Origin of the sequence: Paenarthrobacter sp. NCHU4564 (assembly GCF_052156435.1) — a bacterium.
Classification (GTDB): Bacteria; Actinomycetota; Actinomycetes; order Actinomycetales; family Micrococcaceae; genus Arthrobacter.
This window is the reverse complement of the sequence record NZ_JBQLIS010000001.1, coordinates 172,189-192,566: the sequence shown is the minus strand read 5'-3', so window position 1 is coordinate 192,566 and position 20,378 is coordinate 172,189. Positions and strand designations below refer to the sequence as shown.

The following is a 20,378-nucleotide window of genomic DNA, read 5'->3' as shown; positions in this document are numbered from 1 at the left end:
ACTCCGGGTGATCCGGGTGGTTCAGGTGTTGAGTTCGACCATGAGCGCGGGCAGTTGGTCCGCGATTTCACGGGCCAGGAAGCCCAGGGGGCCCATGGTGCTTGCCAGCCTGTCCGCGGCCGCGGCATGCAGATGCGTCCCCCAGCAGACCGCCTGCGCAGCGGTTGTGCCGCGGGCCCGGAGGCCGGCGATGGCTCCTGCCAGCACATCACCGCTGCCTGATGTTCCCAAGCCGCCGTAGCCCGTGGTGATTTTCCACAGTCCGGCTTCTTCGCCACCTTGGCCTGAAGGCCGGGCCATGACGCCCTGGCAACTGACCACGGCGTCGAAGCGCCTGGCAATGTCGGCGACGTCCCTTTCCAGTTCCTGCACGTCACGGCCCAGCAGGATCCCTGCTTCCGCCGGATTGGGCGTGAGGATCATGCGCCCACGCCAGGGCTCAAGAAGGTTTTCCAGCTCCAGCAGGGCGCCTAGTGCGTAGGCGTCGATGACGACGGCGGGCCCCGCCTCGGGGCCACCACGCCCGGACGCATCCTCCCGTTCCAGCAGCCGGCGCAGCAGAGTGACGGCGAGCGCCGGATCGTCGAGTCCAGGTCCGATCAGGACCGCATCGGAACGTTCGAGGTAGGAGGCAATCCGGTCAAGGCCCTCCCCGGTCACCGAACCGTTGGCATTTTCGGGCAGCCCCGGTGCGCCGCATTCGGGCAGGGCCACGCCTACGTGCGGCGCAACGGAGTCGGCCACAGCGAGGGTGATCTTGCCTGCCCCGGCCCGGAGGGCGGCGGTTCCGGCCAGGATGGCGGCACCTGGTGTGGCGCGTGCCCCGCCGATCACCAGGACGGCGCCGCGGGAGTACTTGTCTTCGCCCGGCGCGGGCAGGGGCCAGTCGCGCAGGAGCGATGGGGTCACGGGAGTGGGGTCGGGACGTCTACTGGGGGTGGACACTGGCATCTCCTGCGTGTTCGGTGATGGCCACGCCCTGTTCGGCCAGGTGATCGGCCACGTTGAAGCTTTCCAGGGTCCAGGGGCCGGCTCCGGAGGGCCTGACATAGCGGGTGATGGAAGCGTTCAGGACCGACGTTCCGGCGGCGAGGTCGAGGACCTCCTTCTCGGTCATGCCTTCGAGGATGTACCGGAAGAGGAGGATCACAGCGTCGTGGCATACCACCATCACGCGGTGACCCGACCCCAGGTTGTTGAGTTCGGCCAGGACGGAGCGCAGCCTGAGGGCAACGTCCGCCCACGATTCACCGCCCGGCGGGCGGTAGTAGAGTTTGCCGAGCCACAGCCGCCGTTCGGCTTCGTCGGGGTAGCGCTTTTCCACGCCCAGCCGGGTCAACCGGTCAAGGATGCCGAGTTCGCGGTCGCGCAGCCGCTCATCCGTCCGGACCTTCACGGGCCAACCTGCCTCGCCCACGGCGATCTCCGCTGTTTGCCTCGCCCGGGCGTAGGGCGAGGAGACTACGGCGTCCGGACGGAACTCTTCCGCGATCCGGGCAAGGGCCGACCCCAGGGCCCGGGCCTGTTCTTCGCCGGTTCCGGAGAGGTTCACGTCGGCGTCGCGGGCGGGTACCTGAATGACTTCCGCCCCGGCCAGCCGGGCCTGGGTCGCGGCGACGTTGCCCTCACTCTCGCCGTGCCGGATCAGCAGAAGATCCACGGCGCCGGCTTCCTGGGCAGCGGCTTTAAGTCCGTCGGTGTTCAAAAGAGTCCTCCTGTCCTGTGGCTTCCGGGTCCGGTGGCGGCCCGGCCAGGGCCCCACGGCGGGCACCGGATGGGGGCACACTATCAACTGCATACCCATGGCGGCCCGTGGATAAACGTCGGAGGCGTGGGATTGCTAGGCTTTGAACCATGAAGCGCCGTCTTGCAGCCCTGTCCGCCGTCCCGCTGTTGATCTTGATGACCGGTTGCGGTGCCGTGGAGGAAGCCGCCGGAAACGCTGCCAGTGAGGCCGCCTCGAAGGTGGCCACCGCGGCAGCGGATGAGGTGACCCGCCAGATCTGTGCCGTAGTGCAGGATGGCTTGGTAAGTGTGGAAGACAAGAGGATCCTGGGAGGCCTTGTGGAGGCCGCCCGGACCGCGGGGGTTCCCAGCGACATCACCACGGCCTTGGACAATATTGCCAAGGCCGGCGACGAGGTTCCGGCGGAATCGGTCCAGGCCCTGAAGGATGCCTGCCCGGCCTAGCGTTTTGCTGTGGGGCAGTGACCGTTCCCTGGCCTGTCATTACACTGGGACCCATGACCCAGCAGGAACCGGCCCACTCCGGCGCCTCCACGGATAATGCTCTGTCCGACGAGGACGGAGGCGTCGCATCAGCGACTGCCCCGGAAGGTGATGGTGTCCACCTGGCCGATCCTGCCGCCGTCGATACTTCCCTACGTACCCCGCAGCAAAGGTCCCGTACGTTCGCAGCCATTCTGGTCAACACGGCGGCCGCCAACATCACCACCAGCTTCCTCTGGTTCGCACTGACTTTTTGGGTGTATCTGGAAACCAGGAACGTGATTGCCACGGGTGTAGTGGGCGGCGCGTATATGCTGCTGATCGCCCTGTCCAGCATCAGCTTCGGCACCTTTGTTGACCGCTACCGGAAACTCGCCGTGATGCGGTTCGCCGCCTGCTTCACGCTGGTCATGTTCGTCATTTCCGGCGTGATGTTCCTGGTGACTCCTGTAGCTTCGCTCCTGGACCTCACCCAGCCGTGGTTCTGGCTGTTCACCGTGATCATCCTGGTGGGTGCCGTGGTGGAAAACATGCGGAACATCGCACTGTCCACCACGGTGACGATCCTCATCGAACCCGAGCGGCGAGCGAATGCCAACGGCATGGTCGGGATGGTGCAGGGCCTGATGTTCGTGGTGACCTCGGTGCTGTCCGGACTGTCCGTAGGGCTGCTGGGGATGGGCTGGACGATTGTTGTTTCCCTCGTGCTGACCGCTGCCGCCTTCCTCCACCTGCTCACGCTCCGCATGCCGGAGGAAGTCCGTGCGGCTGCCGGCGACGCCCATGGAGCTTTCGACCTTCGTGGGTCCTTCGCTGCGGTGCTGGCCATCTCCGGGCTGTTCGCGTTGATCCTGTTTTCGACGTTCAACAACTTTGTCGGCGGTGTCTACATGGCACTGATGGACCCCTACGGTTTGGAAATGTTCCCCGTCGAACTGTGGGGAACCTTCTTTGCCGTGGGCGCTACCGGGTTCATTGTGGGCGGGGCGCTTATTGGCAAGTTCGGCCTCGGCTCCAACCCGCTCAGGACCATGTTGATCGCTGTGGTCCTGATGGGCTTGCTGGGGGCGGTCTTCACACTGCGGGAATGGGCGTGGCTTTACGTCCTGGGGATCTGGCTCTACCTGTGCCTGGTGCCTGTAGTGGAGGCCGCTGAACAGACGGTCATCCAGCAGGTGGTTCCGCTGAACAGGCAGGGAAGGGTGTTCGGCTTCGCCATGGCCTTCGAGTCGGCGGCGGCTCCGATCACCGCCTTCCTGATTGCCCCCGTAGCCCAGGTTTGGATCATTCCCTATGCGCGGTCCAGTGAAGGGGCCGCCCAACTGGAACCGCTGCTGGGCGAAGGGACGTCACGGGGAATTGCCCTGGTCTTCCTGATAGCCGGCGTCATCCTGATCGTCGCAGCCTTGTTGGCGTTCCTGACGCCGGTCTACCGGCGGGTCTCGGCCTCCTATGCCGAAAAAAGCGGGGAAAACCAGGCCTGAGTATCGCCCCGGAGCGGGCATGTGAAGCCGGTACTTTGCCCCTCTGTTGTGGCGCTCCCGTGTGGACCGGGTGCGGCAGGAATATGCCGCCCGGCAGGCGTGGAAGTTTCGCGTGCCGTGGAGGACAATGCCAGGTACCAATCCACCTCTGCGGAACAGGTCCAGGCCATGGCTGAAGTGTCGGAGAACCAGGACGTCGTGAACCGGCTGATCCAATGCATCAATGAACGCCGCATCGAGGTCATGGACGAGCTGTTCCATGACGATGCCGTGATGCACTGGCCCCAGTCCGGAGAAACAGTCCACGGGGCTGCGAACCGGCGGGCCATCTACAGCGCCTTTCCCCAACTGCCCGACATCACTCCACGCCGAATGCTCGGTGACGGGGACCTGGTGGTGGCCGAGGCGACGCTGGACTACGGCGGCCCACGGTACGAGACGGTGTTTATTTTCGAGTTCCGGGATGGCCGGATCGCCCGGGAAACGGCCTACTGGAGCGAACCTTTCGAAGCTCCCGACTGGCGTGCTTCCTGGGTGGAAAAGGCATGACGGGAAGCAGGCCAATCCAGCGTCACAGAAGGAGTGAATGATGGGCTCACCCGCGCAGTTGATGATCGACTTGATTATTTCCCTGGATGGCTATGCATCCGGTGAGGGATGGCCCGGATGGTGGGGATTGGAAGGTCCGGAGTACCTGGCCTGGCTGGAGGAGGAAGGCAAGAAGGACCTCACCACCCTCATGGGCGCCAACACCTACCGGGTGATGTCCAGCCTGTCCCGGCAGGCCTCCGCGGAGGGCTCCGGGTTCTCCGATGAAGAAGGCGCCAGCCTGGGAGGATTGGAGGACATGCCCAAGATCGTCTTCTCGTCAACGCTCACGGAACCGTTGGCCTGGCCCAACACTAAACTCGTCAGGGGCGATGCCGTGGAGGCGGTGCGGAAGCTGAAGGAGACAAGGACGGGCACACTGGGCACCCTGGGCAGCCTCAGACTGTGCCGCTCGCTTCTGACCGCCGGGCTGGTGGACAGGTATCGCCTGGTGATCTTCCCTGTGATTACGGGCCGGACCGGCAGCGAACGGATTTTCGACGGGTACCCGGACGTTGCCCTCGACCTGGTGGAAAGCCGGACCTTTGATGGTCGGTCCCAGCTTCTGGAGTACGTCCCGCGGGTCATCCGCGGTCCCGAAGACATGCAGCGGAGTGGAAGATAGGCAGAACCGGCCATATGATGGCGCCGAAAGCCTGACCAGGAGCCGTGAGCATGCGTGATATCGGGAAGTTCCGTTCCCTTCTGGCGGAGGAGCGGGACCGCAAGGAAGCCTTGATCCGCGCGCTGGGCAAGGACATCACCTCGGTGAACCTTGCCCGGCAGGACTCCAATGTGGACGACGAACACGACCCCGAAGGCAGCACCATCGCCTTTGAGCTGTCCCAGGCACGGACGCTCCGCGAACAGAGCCGTGCAGGATTGGCGCAGATCGAAGCCGCACTGGACCGCATCGTGGCGGGAACCTACGGCGTATGCGCGGTCTGCGGGGCGGAGATACCCGAAGGCCGGCTGGAGGCCAGGCCGTGGACTCCGTACTGCGTGAACCATGCATCCGGGATGCCCTGATGGAACGCAGTCAGGCCAGCGATTCTTCCCCCGACGCCGCTGATTCCGTGCTGGCCTGATCGGCGGCGGCTCCTTGGCGCCGGCTGGCAACAAGGAAGGGCAACGCCATCATTTCGATCACTCCCGCCATGGCCAGCGACGCCGGGTATCCGTAGAGATCCGCACCCCGGCCCAGTGCGGGTTGGACCACAACGCCGCCGCTGGATCCGATCAGCGAGTCAAAGCTGAGAACAGTCGCGCGCTGTTTTGAGGGAATCATGTCGTTCACGTAAGCCTGCCGGACGGGCATGGCCGCGGCCCCCACGATCGCCCATACGGCCAGGAGGGCGAGGGCGACCCAGAAGATACGGGTGAAACCGAGGACCAGCAGGATGGCGCCGCCGAGCCCTCCGGCCACGAGCAGTACCGAGGTTCGGCGGTGGAACAGCTTCCGCGCGTGCGGCGCCAGCCAACCCCCGACAATCTGGGAACCGGCCACGATGGCGGCGGCGAGTCCTGCGACGGAATACGCTTTTGGGTCGCCAAACAAGTCCAGGAGGTACGGCTGCAGGGCGTAGAAGACATAGAAGCCGACGCCGGCGCTGAACGGAGCGGCGAGCATGACGTACCGTACCGGCGGATTCCTCAAGCCGTTGTCGATCGACGCCGACAGGACGGCCCGTGTGGCCCGTAATGGATGCGTGGAGCGCTCAGGCGAGAACCCGACGTCGTGCATTAAGGCAAAGGCGACCGCGAACATGGCGCCCAGAACCGCAACCCGCACCAGGAAGGGCAGGCCCAAGTCGGTGGCCTGCGCGATCACGCCGCCCGCCACGGAACCGAACAGCATGGCCACCCCCTGGACCATTTGGCCGCGGCCGAGGACGCCCTCCAGGCCTCCCTCATAGCCCGAATACCGCAGGGCGTCCACCAGCCAGGCCTCGACAGCTCCGGAGAAGAACGTGAAGCCCAATCCCAACAGCACGGAAACAACGGCCCACATCCAAAATGGCGCCGATATCTGCCAGAGCACGTAATAGAGATAAGTGGATACGGCCAGGGTAATGGTGCCCAGGAGGAACGAAGTGCGCCGTCCCCAGCCGTCGGCGATAACTCCGGTGGGAACTTCGAACAGCACCATGCCTGCCGTGAAAAATGCGTTCGCAGCGAATGCTTCAAGGTTGCTCAGCCCCGCGTCCAGAAGGAACAGGGTGTTGATTCCCCAGATGAAGGACGCCGCCAGGGTGTTCCCCAGAGTCAACGTGAGGTACACGCGCTGGATCTTTTTGGCGGCATCATTCAGGGTGTCACCGGCACCTGCGGAAGGACGGTCCACCCAGTCATTCTCGCGCTGGCGGCGCGCCTTTTCCATAGGGACACATAGCCATTCCCTTACGGTTGGCCCTGCAGCCGGCAGCCTGTGGGCTTCAGCCGACCGGCGTGCAGGCCTGTGGCTCCGCAGCGGAAGTGAACCATTCGGGAAGGTCGGCGATATATGCGTCGCGTACCGTGTCTTCCTTGGCTACCGTCCAGTTGACTTCGGCCTTGACGTCCAGGTCGACCTCGAGTTTTTCCCACTCGAACCAGTTGACCATCTTCAGGGCAGGGTAGTCGCGGGGGATGGCGGGATCGAAGAGTTGCCGCCACCACGCCTGCTTGATGGCGAGTTCGTCGTCGCCACCTCGCGATGGGATGCTGAGTGCCGCGGTTTCCGGAATGGCCACCGGCATGTTGCGTGCCGTGCCGTAGTCGGCGTAGAAGTCGGGAACATTCCGTTCGTCGCCGCCGACGCCGTTGTAGGTGCCGGTGAGTTGCTGCAGGAATTTGCCCTCTTCAGGGACGACGTTGGTGCCGGAAAGGTACGTGGTTCCCCAGTGGTAAAGAGACATGCCCACCCAGTCCACGGCGTCGTCTCCCGGGTAATAGGGCCGGTACGGATCGTCCGCCGCGGTCACTGCGCCGTCGCCGTCGGTATCGAGGGAACCCGCGTCGACCGTGCCGGCTTTGGCCCGGTACTGGCCGCCGTCGAACGGATAGCCGCCGCCATAGTTGGGTGCCCACATCATGTCGCTTCCGGGTGCGATCCTGTGCACGGCATCGGCGACAGTCCGGAAGGCCGCAATGTAGGCGGCGGGTTGCTGGCCCCATGGAAACCAGCCACCGTTCATTTCCTGGCCAAACCGCACCACTACGGGGACCCCGGCGTTGTTGTAACCAGCCAGTTGCCGCGCCAGTTCTTCGGCCTTGCCGGGGGTGACGGCGTCCAGGCCGTCATGCGGTTCGAGCGTCAGCAGCAGGATGCCGCCGTTGGCTTTGATCTGCCCGACGGCGGCATCAACGTTCTGTTTGCCGTCCTCCGGCAGCGGGAAGGCTGTTGAGTAGACCACGACGGCGGGGCGTCGTCCAAGCCTGGAGGCGTACTCGGCAACGGTGCCGTTTTGCCAGTCGAGGTTCACACCGGAGAGCACGCCCGTCGCCGGGACAAGATCCGTTGCAACAACACACGGGGGACCCGTAGGGACTGCCTCAGGGCTTTGGGGTGAACTGCAGCCGGTGAGCACTGTCCCTGCCAGCAGCAGGGTGTGGGCAAGAGCCACGCCTTGCACAGCCCGTCCGTACGTTTTTCCTGAACTTCCCCCGGCAGATCGCATGCCCCCCAATGTAGCAATGTGGTGTGCCGGGGTCTTGTCACAAACCGCCCGGCCGGCCCCGTGAAGGGACCGGCCGGGTTCCCGTTGCGTTTCCTGCGCCTAAGCGTGGCTCAGCTGGTCCGTGGAGATGTCCGCGGCAGGCCTGTGGGCCGGGCTGAGTGCCGAGAAGAATTCGGCGAGCTCGGCCGTCGCGGTCAGGGGCAGGACGTTGGCGACGTACTGGTCGGGGCGGACGACGACGATGGCGCCGTCGCGGCTGAGGCCGCGGGCCTCGAAGATGTCGTTCGCGGGGTCGGTGCCGAAGACCTTTTCCAGGTAGGTGAGTTTGAAGGGTCCGACGGTGGGTTTGAACACCGCGGGGACGGCGTTGATGTCCACGCCGGTGTGGTCCTGCTGGTAGATCACTTTGATGTCGAACCAGGCGTCGCGGTCAAGGTTCGACGGCGTGGCCGCCAGCGGGGACTCGGGTGCGGTTTCGAGCCACTGGGCCAGGTCCGCCACGGCACCGGGGGCACCTGCGGGGTTGGCGTCGGCGAAGACGTAGATCCGCCAGCGGCCGTCGGCTTTGGCGTGGTGGCCCAGGTGCATCGGGTTGGTATCGCAGACCCGTTGCACGTGCGCGGACTTGAAGCGCTTGCCTACGGGGAAGCCGGTGGCGAGATCCTGGTACTTGGCCTCGGCGACCAGCATGGAGGGTGCGTACTGGGTCATGAAACCGGCAGGGAACTCCGCGGTGCTGGTGTAGAAGGTCTCCAGTTCGGTGGGGTCCTTGAATTCCTCGGGCTTCTTGGCCATGAGGGAGGACCATTCCTTATCGAAGTCGATCAGGTTCTTGGCCACCACCTGGCGTTCAGCGGAGTAGGTATCCAGCAATGATTCCGGGGACCGGCCCTCCAGGACGTGGCCGAGCTTCCAGCCGATGTTGAACCCGTCCTGCATGGACACGTTCATGCCCTGCCCGGCCTTGGCGGAGTGGGTGTGGCAGGCATCGCCGGTGATGAACACCCGCGGGGTGCGCGTGCCGCGCTCGTCCGGCAGGACGTCGTCGAACCTGTCCGTCAGGCGGTGGCCCACTTCGTACACGCTGTGCCATGCCACGTTGCGGACATCCAAGGTGTAGGGGTGGAGGATGTCATTGGCCTTGGCGATGATCTGCTCAATCGTCGTCTTACGAACCGCACCGTGATCGTCGGCGGCGACTTCCCCCAGGTCCACGTACATGCGGAACAGGTGCCCGCCCTCGCGGGGGATCAGCAGGATGCTGCCACCGGAACCTGACTGGATGGCGCACTTGGTCCGGATGTCCGGGAAATCCGTGACCGCGAGCACGTCCATGACGCCCCAGGCATGGTTGGCCTGGTCGCCGGCGAGGTGGCAGCCAATGGATTCACGGACTTTGCTCCTTGCACCATCAGCACCGACGACGTACTTGGCCCGGACCACGCGCTCCTGGCCCTCGTTCGGCCCGGCAGTGTGGAGCAGCGTCACCGTGACCGGGTACTCGCCCTCGCCAGTGACCTGCAAGCCTTTGAACTCGTACCCGTAGTCGGGCTTGATCCGGGCGGGGGAGTTGGCCGCGAACTCGGCGAAATAGTCCAGCACGCGGGCCTGATTGACGATCAGGTGTGGGAACTCGCTGATGCCCGCAGGATCATCCACGGCCCGGGCGCTGCGCACGATCTTGGAGTGGTCCGCCGGGTCCGGCTTCCAGAACGCCATCTCAGTGATCCGGTACGCCTCCGCAATGATCCGCTCGGCAAAACCAAAGGCCTGGAACGTCTCCACGCTCCGCGCCTGGATACCGTCGGCCTGCCCGATTGCCAAACGGCCGGGCCTGCGTTCAATGATCCGGGTGGTGATGTCAGGGAACTGGGCCAACTGGGCCGCGGTCAGCATACCCGCCGGGCCGGTGCCCACGATGAGGACGTCAACCTCGTCCGGAAGGTCGGCAGGGCGGTCAACGCCGACACCGGCTGCCGGCTCAACTCGCGGGTCACCGGATACATAACCGTGGTGGTGGAACTGCACGGGCTTTCCTCACTTCTTTGTGGGCACTTATTGTGGATGTGTTCTATAATAGAACGATCCGTTCTATTATCGCTCAAACAATCGTAATGCCCGTCACAACGTCGTTCAAGTCTTCTCCTCTTCTTGCGACGCGGCACCCGCTGCCTACCCCCGCATGCCGGCCGGACGTGTCAGGATCAGTTATGCCTCGCCTGATGCTTCTGGATACTGCCTCGTTGTACTTCCGCGCCTTCTACGGCGTGCCCGATTCCATCCGCCGGCAGGACGGAACGTCCGTTAATGCCGTCCGCGGGCTGATGGACATGATTGCCAGACTCGTCACCGACTACGAAGCCACCCATCTGGTGGCCTGCTGGGACAACGACTGGCGCCCCCAGTGGCGGGTGGACCTGATACCCAGCTATAAGGCCCACCGCGTGGCAGAGATTGTCACGGGTGCACCGGACCTTGAAACCGTTCCCGACCCCCTCGAAGCCCAGATTCCCCTGATCCGCCACGTCCTGGACCTCGCGGGGATCGCCACCGTGGGCGTGGACGACCACGAAGCCGACGACGTCGTGGGGACCTACGCGAGCCAAGCGGACATGCCCGTGGACGTGGTGACAGGTGACCGCGACCTCTTCCAGTTGGTGGACGATGAACGGGATGTCCGCGTCATCTACACAGCACGCGGCATGAAGAACCTTGAGGTAGTCACTGATGTCGTGGTGGTCGGCAAGTACCGTGTGCTCCCTCAGCAGTACGCGGACTTCGCCACCTTGCGGGGAGATGCGTCGGACGGACTGCCCGGAGTGGCCGGCATCGGAGAGAAGACCGCTGCTTCCTTGCTCGCCGGGCACGGGTCACTTGCAGGCTTGCTCGAGGCGGCAAACGATCCCGACGGCGGTTTGTCCGCTGCCGTGCGGGCCAAGCTCGAAGCCGCAGCCGATTATCTGAAAGCAGCACCCGCCGTCGTGGGTGTAGTGCGTGACCTTGACGTTCCCACCCTTACTGAAGCAGGAGCGCAATTGCGGCCGGTCACGGGCCGGGCCCGGGAGGAACTCACGGAGCTGGCCGTGGACTGGAACCTGGGAGGCGCGGTCAAACGGCTCCTGGAAGCCCTCGACGCCAGGACGTGATCCTCACATTCCCGGTGGACAGCGGCTCTCACGGGACCGGCCGGCCTTCACAGGAAAATGACAGCCTGGAAACAGCAGTGCCTTGGTTGGCCGCTGGAAGGTAGGTACAGGGCGGCGCAGGATCGCCCCTACCGTCCATCAAGGAGAGATACATGTCAACCACCAAGAGAATCGCGTTGGGCATCGCGTCCGGCGCATTGGCCCTGGGGGCCGCAATGGGCGTCACCAGTGTTGCCTCGGCAACCACCACCCCGACGCCAACGGCTTCGTCGTCCACGGATGCCACGGCCCCCACCGACGGCCAGGGCAGGCCCGGAGGAGGTCACGGTCATGACCGTGGCCGGATTGCTGCCGACCTCGCAGACAAGCTGGGTGTGGACGAAGCAAAGGTCACCGAGGCGCTCCAGGCGTTCCGCGAGGCAAACAAGCCGACCACGCCTCCCGCGGAGGGTACCAAGCCTGACCGCACGGCGCAGGACGCGGCCTTGGCCAAGTCACTGGCCGAGGCACTGGGCGTGGAGGAATCGAAGGTGACCACGGCGTTGGAGGAGATCCGTTCCGAGGCCAAGGCCGAGCGTTCGGCGGCGCTCAAGACCAGGCTGGACCAGGCCGTTACGGACGGCAAGCTCACGCAGGCTGAAGCGGATGCAGTGACCAAGGCAGTCGAGGCCGGGGTCATCGGCGGTGGTGGCCGCTAGGACGGCTGCTGCACCAGGCGGCTGAGTACGCCGCAGGAAGGATCCCCCGGAGCGCATGGCATCCAGGGGATCCTTTCCCGACAGTCCTGGTGGGTGGTCCTCCCAGTACCAGTTACAGCAGGGACTCCCTACCGCCGGAATGATGAGGCAAGAATGGAACCATCCATCATTGACCTTCCAGCAGGAGAAATATGCCTACCGCCCACGCGTATGCTGCCCCTTCGTCAACAGGCGACCTGATCCCCACCACCATTGAGCGCCGGGAAGCGGGCCCGCACGATGTCCGGATCGACATCAAATTCGCCGGGATCTGCCACTCGGATATCCATACCGTCCGCGGTGACTGGGGGCCGCAGCAGTATCCCCTCGTTCCCGGACACGAAATTGCCGGCATCGTCACTGACGTCGGATCGGCCGTGACCAGGCACAAAGCCGGCGACCGTGTTGGCGTTGGCTGCATGGTCAACTCCTGCAAGGAGTGCGCCAACTGCGTGGCAGGCGAAGAGCAGTACTGCCTGCAGGGCAACATCGGGACGTATGGGGCTGTCGACCGTGACGGAACCATCACCCAGGGCGGCTACTCCACGCACGTTGTGGTGGACGAGGACTTCGTCGTCACCATCCCGGACGGCCTCGACCTGGACGTGGCGGCCCCGCTGCTCTGCGCCGGCATCACCACGTTCTCCCCGCTCAACCATTGGGGAGCGGGCCCCGGAAAGAAGGTGGCCATTGTGGGCCTCGGCGGCCTGGGCCACATGGGGGTCAGGATCGCCCACGCCATGGGTGCCGAGGTGACCGTCCTGTCCCAGTCGCTCAAGAAGATGGAAGACGGCCTCAAACTTGGCGCCGACCACTACTACGCCACCAGCGATCCGGCCACGTTCGAACAGCTTGCAGGTACCTTCGACCTGATCATCAATACTGTGAGTGCCTCCCTCGACATCAGCGCCTACCTCCAGCTGCTGACCCTTGACGGGACGCTGGTGAACGTCGGCGCCCCGGCGGAGCCGCTGCCGGTGAACGCGTTTGCCCTCATCGGTGGCCGCCGCCGGTTCGCCGGTTCCATGATCGGTGGCATCCGTGAGACGCAGGAGATGCTCGACTTCTGCGCCGAACACGGCTTCGGGGCCGAGATCGAGGTCATTCCGGCAAGCAGGATCAACGACGCCTACGAACGCGTCCTCGCCTCCGATGTCCGCTACAGGTTTGTCATCGACACCTCCACCATCGGCTGACCCCCCGCCCGGCGCAGGCCGGGGACAATGGTGGGGTGATATTCGGACTGGACACCATCGGAGAGGGCCTGGCCTTCGGCGCCGCTGTGGATACCTTGAGTGAGGCTTTGCAGCAGCAGGGCGACGGAGGCATGGCAGTGGTGCAAGCACCTCCGGGCAGCGGGAAGACCACCCTCGTCCCGCCCCTGGTCGCCAACCTGGCGGCGGGCATGAGGCCGGGGCGGGGCCCGCGTGTGGTGGTCACCCAGCCCCGCCGGGTGGCCGCGCGTTCGGCCGCCCGGCGCCTCGCCGCCTTGGACGGAAGCCGGCTCGGCGGACGTGTTGGCTACACGGTCCGCGGTGAGAGCAAAGCGGGCAAGGATACGGTGGTGGAGTTCGTGACGCCGGGAATCCTGCTCCGCCGGCTGCTGGCCGATCCGGGTCTGGAGGACATCCACGCCGTGGTGCTGGACGAGGTCCACGAGCGCGGCCTTGAGACCGACCTCCTGCTGGGAATGGTGGCCGACGTCAGCCAACTTCGCGGCGACCTCACCGTGGTGGCCATGTCCGCAACGCTCGATGCGCCACGGTTCGCTGCGCTGCTGGGACAGTCAAGGTACGACGGCGGCGCGCCGGTTCCGGTGGTTGACTCGCCCTCCGCACTGCACCACCTCGAGGTCAGCTGGGCCCCGGCCAGCGCGCCACGGCTGGACGAACGCGGCGTGACCCGGGCTTTCCTTGACCATGTGGCCGGGGTGGCCGCCTCGGCCCTCAGCGCGCTGCTGGTTGACGAGCCGGCTGCCGATGCCCTGGTGTTTGTCCCCGGTGTCCGCGAGGTATCAGGGGTTGCAACAGCCCTGCGCCACACTCTCGGCTCTTCGGTCGATGTCCTGGAGTTGCACGGCCAGGTCCGTCCCGGGGAGCAGGACAAGGCAGTTTCCGGGCGTCTTCCCGGCGGCCTGCCCCGGATCATCGTGTCCACTGCGCTGGCCGAATCCTCGCTGACGGTTCCGGGCGTCCGGCTGGTCATCGATTCCGGGCTGTCCCGTGAACCGCGCAGGGATTCCTCGCGGGGCATGACAGGGCTCGTCACAGTCTCGTGCTCCAAGGCGTCAGCGGACCAACGTGCCGGGCGTGCTGCCCGACAAGGACCGGGCAAGGTGGTGCGTTGCTATGACCAGCAGGCATTTGCTGCCGCGCCGGACCACCAGACACCGGAGATCGTCGTGAGCGACCTGGCCGCTGCCGCCTTGGTCATGGCCTGCTGGGGCACGCCGGAGGGCAAGGGGCTGGCCCTCCCCGACGCGCCCCCGCGCGGCGCCATGGAGGACGCGGTGGAAGTCCTGCGGGAGCTGGGTGCTGTTGACTCCGCCGGCGCTGCCACCCCGCTTGGACAAACCCTGGCCAGGATTCCGGCCGATCCGCGCTTGGCGCGGGCACTGATTGACGGTTCAGCGATGGTGGACCATCAGGCCGCGGCAGAAACTGTGGCGTTGGTCGCTGGAGACTACCGGGCCCCTGACTCCGATCTCACCCGGCTGCTTGCGGCACTTCGCGATGGCAAGGACGCTGCGGCCCGGCGCTTCAGCGACGATGTCAAGCGCATGGCGGGGATGGTACGCCAGGATGCTGCCGCCGTCGGGCACCACCGGCCGAAACCGGCAGTAACTCCACGGCAGGCCCTTGGCTTCGTGGTCGCCCTGGCCTTTCCCGACAGGATTGCCCGCCGTGTGCCCGGAACCGGTTCCCCCAGCTACCTGCTGACCTCCGGTACCAGGGCAGGGCTGTCGGCAGCGAGCCCCCTCGCGGGGCAGGAATGGCTGGCGGTGTCGGAGGTAGCGCGTGCGCAGGGCCGCGACGCAGCAGGAACCGGTGCGGTGATCAGGGCAGCTGCCCCGCTGTCCCTCGACCTCGCCATCGCGGCAGCACCGGAGTTGCTGGTGGAACAAACCACAGCTGCTTTTGCCGGCGGAAAGGTCACAGCACGCCAGGAACGCAGACTCGGGGCCATCGTCTTGTCGTCAACGCCCGTCCGGGCCAGCGCGGAGTCGGCCCGGGAGGCCGTGGCACGGTCGCTGTCCTCGGCGGGCTTGTCCCTGATCGGCTGGTCGGAAGCTGCTGAGACCTTGCGTCGCCGGCTTGCGTTGCTGCACCGGACAGTAGGGGAGCCGTGGCCGGACGTCAGTGAGGACGCGCTCCTGGTCCGCGTGGACGAATGGCTTGGCCCGGAACTTGAGGCACTCGCCGCCGGGAAGCCTGCACGGGGAATTGACCTGGCGGATCCGCTTCGTCGGCTGCTGCCGTGGCCGGAGGCGTCGCGGTTGGACAGTCTGGCGCCAGAGCGCCTGGAAGTTCCCAGCGGCTCCCGGATCCGGATCGACTATCCTCCCGTTTCGGGTACCGGTGCAGGAAACCACGACGCCGGCCGGCCCGTTGTTGCGGTCAAGCTCCAGGAATGCTTCGGCTGGGACAGGACGCCCCGTCTTGCCGACGGACGGGTTCCCGTCCTTTTCCACCTTCTGTCGCCCGCCGGAAGGCCTTTGGCCATCACCGATGATCTTGCTTCCTTCTGGTCCGGCCCCTACGCACAGGTCCGGGCAGAGATGCGTGGGCGTTACCCCAAGCACCCCTGGCCCGAAGACCCGTGGACCGCGCCGGCGACCGCCCGGACCAGGAACAGGATGTAGCGCCCTATCCCAGACGGTCCATGATGGCCTGGATTTCTCCGTCCACAATCGTGGCCACCACGCTGCTGGCGCCGAGTGCATCCGGCTCTGCCGTGAGGGGATCCAGCTCGAAGGCGGTAAAGTCGGCCCGCTTGCCTACGGAAATGGAGCCTGACACGTCCCACAGTCCGGCCGCCCTGGCCGCATGCGAGGTGTAGCCTTCCAGCACCTGGAGGGCAGTCAGTGCCTGTTTCGGCGCGATGGGGGCCTGGTCGGGGTGGCCCGAGCGGCGCCGCAACCGGGCATCAGCCATGATCGGAAGCGGCTCGTAGGGCGCAATCGGCCAGTCGGATCCGATGCCCAGCGTGACTCCGGCATCGCGGAGGTCGCGGCATCGCCAGGCGCGGTCGGCACGGACCGGCCCCAATCGCGTGGACCAGTTGTCGCTGTGGTCGGCCAGGGAATAGTGGGTGCAGTGAGTGGGCTGCATGCTGGCGACCACCCCCGCGGTCCTGAACCTCTCCACCAGGTCATCGGGAACGGTTTCGATGTGCTCGATCCTGTGCACGGCTCGCCGCAAGGTGTCGGAGGGGAGGGAGCCGAAAGCGTCCAGGACGTGTTTCACTCCGGCGTCGCCAATGGCGTGGGTGGCAGTCGGGATGCCCCGGGATGCGAAGAAGTGCACGGCCGCCGTGTACTCTTCCGGGCGCGGCCAGAACGGAGCAGTGGATTCGCCGTACAGGTCGGGTTCATGGAGCCAGGCGGTGCCATTGTCCACGGTTCCGTCAACAAACAGCTTGATCGCTTCCACGGACCACCGCCGCCCCCCGGTGCCGACCGTGCGTGCCAGCAGCTCCCAGTCGGCTTCCCCGGTGCCAGGCATGCACCAAGGGGCGGAACGAAGCCTCAGCGGCAGGTCGCCGTCGGCTTCCAACGCCGCAAACAGTTCTGCCGATTCCTTGCTGTGGTCCATGATGTGTCCGCCGGTGAGCCCCGAGCGGGCGAAACCGTTGAGCAGTGCGGCCAACCGGGATTTCCGCTGGTCAAAGGACTCCTGCGGTATGTGGCGCTGGACCAGTTCCATGGCTGCGGCCTCAAGGAGCATTCCGGTGGGTGTGCCCTGCGCATCGCACACCACCTCCGCGGTCTGGTCGAACTCCCGTCTGCCGTGGACCCCGGCGATCTCCAGGGCCTTGGAGTTGGCAAGTGCGGAGTGACCGTCAAAGAGCCGTATCAAGGCGGGTTTGCCGTTGGAGACATCATCCAGCGCATCCCGGTGCAGGGGCGTGGGGCCAAACGCGTTCGGGTTCAGGCCCCAGGCGCGCAGCCAGCCACTGTCAGTGGACGCTTCCGCGCGGAGCAGTGAGCGCACTTCTTCCAGGGAGTCCGCCGCGCTGAGGTCGCACCCCACAGTGAGGTCCAACCCGAACACAGGATGGATGTGGCAGTCGACCAGGCCAGGGGAAAGCGTGGCACCGCCGAGGTCAAGGACCCTCGTGCCGTGGCTGCGCCATGCGGCGGCGTCGTCCCGGTCACCGACTGCGGTAATGACACCGGCACTGACAGCTACGGCCTGTACCGGGGACGTGGCGTCATGGTCGAGCGTGTGGACGGTGTCAGCGAGGACGATCAGGTCAGGAGTCATGCGTTTCAAAGCTTCCAATCCGGGTGAAGACGTGGGGGCGGTTTTTTCGAAGGCTGCGGGCGACCAGCAGGCCTGTGAGGAAAACAACGGGGGTGATCAGCAGGAGGATCGAGTTGGTCAGGGCATCGGCAAAGGTCAGCAGTTCGATATTGATGGCGATCAGCGACACGACTCCGAACAGCAGGACTGCGGAGGCGATGCTCAGCGGGATCATCAGCCGGTGGGTGACCGCCGCAGGGTTCCGGCGCAGGTAGATGAAAGCGGCGACGGAAACCAGGCCTTGCAACGCCACGATGCCGACAATGCCCGGGGTGTTCACCCATATGAGCAACTGTTGGTAGGGGTCCGCGCCGAGTATCGCGCAGACGCTGATGACTGCCGCGGCAAGGATGGTCTGGACCTGGCCGGCACGGTGCGGCGACTGGTACTTGGGGTGCGTCTTTCCCAGGAAGGCCGGGAGGACGCCGTCCTTGGCGAGCATGTAGACGTAGCGGTTGATGGCATTGTGGAAGGCCAGCTGTGAGGCGTAGACACTGGTGACGATCAGGACGTACATCACTGTTTCGGCCCACGGGCCAACGTAGTGGTTGATCGTGGCGAAGAACATGCCATCAGCGAGTTCACCCGCGGCGGCCACGACGTCCCCGTCGCCGTAGGCCTGGATAGCGGTCCAGACGATGAACGCGTAGAACACTGACATGAATCCGACGGCGACATACGTGGCCCGGGGCACTGACTTGTCCGGGTTGCGGGCTTCGCGGCGGTAGAGGACCGTGGATTCAAAGCCCATGAAAGCAGCAAAGCAAATGGCGAGGATCGCCAGCACGCCCGGGGTGAAGGCGTGGTCGGGGGAGAACGAAGAGAAACTGATTCCCGACGCCCCGCCGCGCGCGAGGATGGCCGCTCCCATGACCGCGAGGATCGCGGTCTCCGCCACGAGCAGGACCCCCAGGACCTTCGCCCCGACATCGATGCCGCGATAGCCCAGCAGCCAGACCAGCGCGATGGCGCCAAGGGCTACAGCCGGCCACGGGACGTCCAGGCCGAAGAGTGTCTTCAGCATCGCCTGGGTTTGGACGGCGAACAGGCCGTACACGCCGATCTGCAGGCAGTTGTAGGAAACAATGGCCAGGATCGCCGAAGCCAGTCCGACCGTCTTGCCCAAGGCCAGGGTGATGTAGGTGTAGAAGCCGCCGGCTGCTTTGACGTGCTTGGTCATGGCCATGAAGGCAATGGCGAAGACCAACAGTACGGCGCCTGCGGTGAGGTAGCCCATGGGGGCGCCAATGCCCCCGATGCCGATGGCTACCGGTGCCACACCGGCCATGACGGTCAGGGGGGCCGCGGCGGAGATCACCAGGAAGGCGATGCCTCCTGTGCCGATGGCATTTCTTTTCAAGCCGTTGCCGGCGTCGGCTGCCGGGGGACGGGTTTCAGTGTCAGACATGATGTCCTCAAGGGATGGGGGGAGATGTGTGAAGTTCCGCAGCGTTTAGCGAAAGCCTTTCGTTTTATCGTAGGGGTTTGTGATGCCGGGCACAATACCCCCGCCGGAAGAAATGGCTAGAGTCGTAACAACACCCTGATTGGAGAACCCATGCCCCGCCCCCCTGTGCCGCTCATTTCCATCGACGCCCTGGTCACTGCGGCGCTGGAACTGGTGGACGAGGCCGGCGATTTCAGCCTGCCGAAGCTTGCCAAGCGGATCGGCGTCAGCCAGTCGTCCATCTACAACCACGTCAGCGGCAGGGAAGAGATCCTCGAACTGATGCGGGGCCGCATCATCTCCGAAACCCCCTATGACCTTTCCGTGGCACCCGACTGGGAAAGTGCGCTGCGTGCCATCGTCCGCAGCTATCGCGACGCGTTCGCCCGGCACCCGCGGCTGGCGCCGCTGCTCGTGCTCCAAACAGTCCAGGATCCCCAGGTGCTGGCGCTCTACGAGAACCTCGCTGTCGCCCTGGAAAGGGCGGGGTTCCAAGGGCAGGACGTCGTCTCGGCCATTTCCACCATCGACAGCTTCGCACTGGGCTTCGCCCTGGATCTTGCCGCCCCGGATGTCGTTTGGGCGCCGCCTGCCCAGGGCTACCCAAGCCTCACCACGGCCCTGAACCATGCCGGCCCGCCGGATGCGCGTGGGGAAGCCGCCTTCGACTTCGGCCTCGAGATCCTGGTGGCAGGGCTTCGTGCCCGGCCGCGCTCCGCTGTCTCCTGACTCCCAGACTTGTTCCGTAGGATGCCACGGTGACAGTCACCGCAACACCCGGCACCCTGACCGATCCCACCGGCCTCCCGGCAGCCTGGTGGGAGGCGGTCATCCGAAGCTTTACCGAAACGCACACCACCGCGGTGCCGGCTACAGCCCTCCTTGGCATCATCGGCTGCGCCGTTGCCCTCAGCGTTCCACGCGCCACCTGGCGGTGGTTCGGGCTGTATGTGACCTTTGTCCACGAACTCGGCCATGCCTATGCCGCCCTCATGACCGGACGCTTCGTCCACAGTCTCCGCATCGGCCTGGACCACTCCGGCCGCCTGGTCAGCAGCGGCCGGGGCGCCTTCGGTGCGGCCTGGTCCGGCTTCTGGGGATATCCGGCGCCTGCTGTCGCCGGTCTTGCACTCATATGGGCGTTTACCGCCGGCAGGTCCGGCGCGGCCATGTCCATCGGCGCCATCGTCCTGCTGGTCTCCCTGGTCTTCCTCCGGAACGCCACGGGTATCCTCGTGGCTGTCGTCAGCGCAGCCGCCGCCCAGGCCTTGCTCCTTTTCGGCACTCCCGAGGTCATCAGCTACGCCATCATGGTCCTCGGCATAGCCCTGACCGTCGGATCGGTCCGCGACCTCCTGAAACTGGCAGGCGTCCATACCCGGCACCGGCACCGGCTGCAGGCATCCGACGCCTTTATCCTCGGCCGGACCACCGGAGTTCCGGCGTTCATCTGGCTTGCGGGCATGACAGCTGTGGTCCTCGCCTGCGCGGTCATGTCGGTGCTCTTCCTGTGGCAGGCGCTCGCGGCCTGAACCGGACCAACCGCCGCAGGAAGCCAGGGAC

General features: G+C 65.5%; 18 protein-coding genes. 11 read left to right on the top strand and 7 right to left on the bottom strand.

Going from position 1 to position 20,378, the window contains the following annotated elements; all coding sequences use genetic code 11:
• Positions 1-21: 21 nt before the first annotated feature.
• Positions 22-951, bottom strand: coding sequence for an NAD(P)H-hydrate dehydratase (locus tag ACSVIE_RS00855; RefSeq protein WP_442422727.1), 930 nt, complete (start codon positions 949-951; stop codon positions 22-24).
• Positions 929-1,705, bottom strand: coding sequence for a histidine phosphatase family protein (locus ACSVIE_RS00850; protein WP_442422726.1), 777 nt, complete (start codon positions 1,703-1,705; stop codon positions 929-931). The genes ACSVIE_RS00855 and ACSVIE_RS00850 overlap by 23 nt, the downstream gene beginning before the upstream one ends.
• 149 nt (positions 1,706-1,854) lie before the next feature.
• On the opposite strand from ACSVIE_RS00850, the gene ACSVIE_RS00845 reads away from it, so the two are divergent.
• From ACSVIE_RS00845 to ACSVIE_RS00825, 5 genes are all read left to right on the top strand, one after another.
• Positions 1,855-2,190: a hypothetical protein gene (locus ACSVIE_RS00845; RefSeq protein WP_426002512.1), complete on the top strand. Its 336-nt coding sequence runs from the start codon at positions 1,855-1,857 to the stop codon at positions 2,188-2,190.
• A 53-nt stretch (positions 2,191-2,243) separates the two neighbouring features.
• Entirely contained in the window at positions 2,244-3,713 is a 1,470-nt protein-coding gene (locus ACSVIE_RS00840) for an MFS transporter (protein WP_442422725.1), read from the top strand.
• Positions 3,714-3,812: 99 nt separating this feature from the next.
• On the top strand, positions 3,813-4,262 hold the full coding sequence (locus ACSVIE_RS00835) for a nuclear transport factor 2 family protein (RefSeq protein ID WP_426002515.1): 450 nt from the start codon (positions 3,813-3,815) through the stop codon (positions 4,260-4,262).
• 37 nt (positions 4,263-4,299) lie between these two features.
• The gene (locus ACSVIE_RS00830) at positions 4,300-4,926 is read left to right on the top strand and encodes a dihydrofolate reductase family protein (protein WP_442422724.1); all 627 of its coding nucleotides are present in this window, start codon (positions 4,300-4,302) and stop codon (positions 4,924-4,926) included.
• A gap of 50 nt (positions 4,927-4,976) precedes the next feature.
• Positions 4,977-5,330: a TraR/DksA family transcriptional regulator gene (locus ACSVIE_RS00825; protein WP_442422723.1), complete on the top strand. Its 354-nt coding sequence runs from the start codon at positions 4,977-4,979 to the stop codon at positions 5,328-5,330.
• Between the two features lie 10 nt (positions 5,331-5,340).
• Here ACSVIE_RS00825 and ACSVIE_RS00820 read toward each other — a convergent pair whose 3' ends face one another.
• The 3 genes from ACSVIE_RS00820 to ACSVIE_RS00810 all read right to left on the bottom strand — a co-directional run bounded on the left by ACSVIE_RS00820 (position 5,341) and on the right by ACSVIE_RS00810 (position 9,988).
• Complete coding sequence (locus tag ACSVIE_RS00820; RefSeq protein ID WP_442422899.1) at positions 5,341-6,612, bottom strand: MFS transporter; 1,272 nt, start codon at positions 6,610-6,612, stop codon at positions 5,341-5,343.
• A gap of 124 nt (positions 6,613-6,736) precedes the next feature.
• A complete protein-coding gene (locus tag ACSVIE_RS00815; protein ID WP_442422722.1) occupies positions 6,737-7,960 on the bottom strand; it encodes a glycoside hydrolase family 26 protein in 1,224 nt (407 codons plus the stop codon).
• A 99-nt stretch (positions 7,961-8,059) separates the two neighbouring features.
• The gene (locus tag ACSVIE_RS00810; protein ID WP_442422721.1) at positions 8,060-9,988 is read right to left on the bottom strand and encodes an FAD-binding monooxygenase; all 1,929 of its coding nucleotides are present in this window, start codon (positions 9,986-9,988) and stop codon (positions 8,060-8,062) included.
• A 182-nt stretch (positions 9,989-10,170) separates the two neighbouring features.
• Between ACSVIE_RS00810 and ACSVIE_RS00805 the strand changes: the two genes are divergently transcribed.
• The 4 genes from ACSVIE_RS00805 to hrpB all read left to right on the top strand — a co-directional run bounded on the left by ACSVIE_RS00805 (position 10,171) and on the right by hrpB (position 15,705).
• A complete protein-coding gene (locus tag ACSVIE_RS00805) occupies positions 10,171-11,106 on the top strand; it encodes a 5'-3' exonuclease (protein WP_442422720.1) in 936 nt (311 codons plus the stop codon).
• Between the two features lie 152 nt (positions 11,107-11,258).
• A complete protein-coding gene (locus ACSVIE_RS00800; RefSeq protein ID WP_426002522.1) occupies positions 11,259-11,804 on the top strand; it encodes a Clp protease N-terminal domain-containing protein in 546 nt (181 codons plus the stop codon).
• A gap of 191 nt (positions 11,805-11,995) precedes the next feature.
• On the top strand, positions 11,996-13,039 hold the full coding sequence (locus ACSVIE_RS00795; RefSeq protein ID WP_442422719.1) for an NAD(P)-dependent alcohol dehydrogenase: 1,044 nt from the start codon (positions 11,996-11,998) through the stop codon (positions 13,037-13,039).
• A 35-nt stretch (positions 13,040-13,074) separates the two neighbouring features.
• Positions 13,075-15,705, top strand: coding sequence for an ATP-dependent helicase HrpB (gene hrpB / locus ACSVIE_RS00790; RefSeq protein WP_442422718.1), 2,631 nt, complete (start codon positions 13,075-13,077; stop codon positions 15,703-15,705).
• 4 nt (positions 15,706-15,709) lie between these two features.
• On the opposite strand, the gene ACSVIE_RS00785 is transcribed toward hrpB, so the two are convergent.
• Complete coding sequence (locus ACSVIE_RS00785) at positions 15,710-17,329, bottom strand: amidohydrolase (RefSeq protein WP_442422717.1); 1,620 nt, start codon at positions 17,327-17,329, stop codon at positions 15,710-15,712.
• The gene (locus ACSVIE_RS00780; protein WP_442422716.1) at positions 17,319-18,776 is read right to left on the bottom strand and encodes an APC family permease; all 1,458 of its coding nucleotides are present in this window, start codon (positions 18,774-18,776) and stop codon (positions 17,319-17,321) included. Before ACSVIE_RS00780 ends, ACSVIE_RS00785 begins: the two co-directional genes overlap by 11 nt.
• Positions 18,777-18,926: 150 nt before the next feature.
• Here ACSVIE_RS00780 and ACSVIE_RS00775 point away from each other — a divergent pair, with 150 nt between their 5' ends.
• Positions 18,927-19,544, top strand: a complete 618-nt coding sequence (locus ACSVIE_RS00775) for a TetR/AcrR family transcriptional regulator C-terminal domain-containing protein (RefSeq protein WP_426002529.1) — start codon at positions 18,927-18,929, stop codon at positions 19,542-19,544.
• A 29-nt stretch (positions 19,545-19,573) separates the two neighbouring features.
• A complete protein-coding gene (locus tag ACSVIE_RS00770; RefSeq protein ID WP_426002530.1) occupies positions 19,574-20,347 on the top strand; it encodes a M50 family metallopeptidase in 774 nt (257 codons plus the stop codon).
• The last annotated feature ends 31 nt before the right edge of the window (positions 20,348-20,378 follow it).

What these genes read in the sequence shown, in the direction of transcription:
- ACSVIE_RS00825 (WP_442422723.1), top strand. Translation starts at nt 4,977, where the DNA reads ATGCGTGATATCGGGAAGTTCCGTTCCCTTCTGGCGGAGGAGCGGGAC.
- ACSVIE_RS00830 (WP_442422724.1), top strand. Translation starts at nt 4,300, where the DNA reads ATGATGGGCTCACCCGCGCAGTTGATGATCGACTTGATTATTTCCCTG.
- ACSVIE_RS00780 (WP_442422716.1), bottom strand. Translation starts at nt 18,776, where the DNA reads ATGTCTGACACTGAAACCCGTCCCCCGGCAGCCGACGCCGGCAACGGC.
- ACSVIE_RS00840 (WP_442422725.1), top strand. Translation starts at nt 2,244, where the DNA reads ATGACCCAGCAGGAACCGGCCCACTCCGGCGCCTCCACGGATAATGCT.
- ACSVIE_RS00845 (WP_426002512.1), top strand. Translation starts at nt 1,855, where the DNA reads ATGAAGCGCCGTCTTGCAGCCCTGTCCGCCGTCCCGCTGTTGATCTTG.
- ACSVIE_RS00795 (WP_442422719.1), top strand. Translation starts at nt 11,996, where the DNA reads ATGCCTACCGCCCACGCGTATGCTGCCCCTTCGTCAACAGGCGACCTG.
- ACSVIE_RS00805 (WP_442422720.1), top strand. Translation starts at nt 10,171, where the DNA reads ATGCCTCGCCTGATGCTTCTGGATACTGCCTCGTTGTACTTCCGCGCC.
- ACSVIE_RS00815 (WP_442422722.1), bottom strand. Translation starts at nt 7,960, where the DNA reads ATGCGATCTGCCGGGGGAAGTTCAGGAAAAACGTACGGACGGGCTGTG.
- ACSVIE_RS00775 (WP_426002529.1), top strand. Translation starts at nt 18,927, where the DNA reads ATGCCCCGCCCCCCTGTGCCGCTCATTTCCATCGACGCCCTGGTCACT.
- ACSVIE_RS00855 (WP_442422727.1), bottom strand. Translation starts at nt 951, where the DNA reads ATGCCAGTGTCCACCCCCAGTAGACGTCCCGACCCCACTCCCGTGACC.
- ACSVIE_RS00785 (WP_442422717.1), bottom strand. Translation starts at nt 17,329, where the DNA reads ATGACTCCTGACCTGATCGTCCTCGCTGACACCGTCCACACGCTCGAC.
- ACSVIE_RS00800 (WP_426002522.1), top strand. Translation starts at nt 11,259, where the DNA reads ATGTCAACCACCAAGAGAATCGCGTTGGGCATCGCGTCCGGCGCATTG.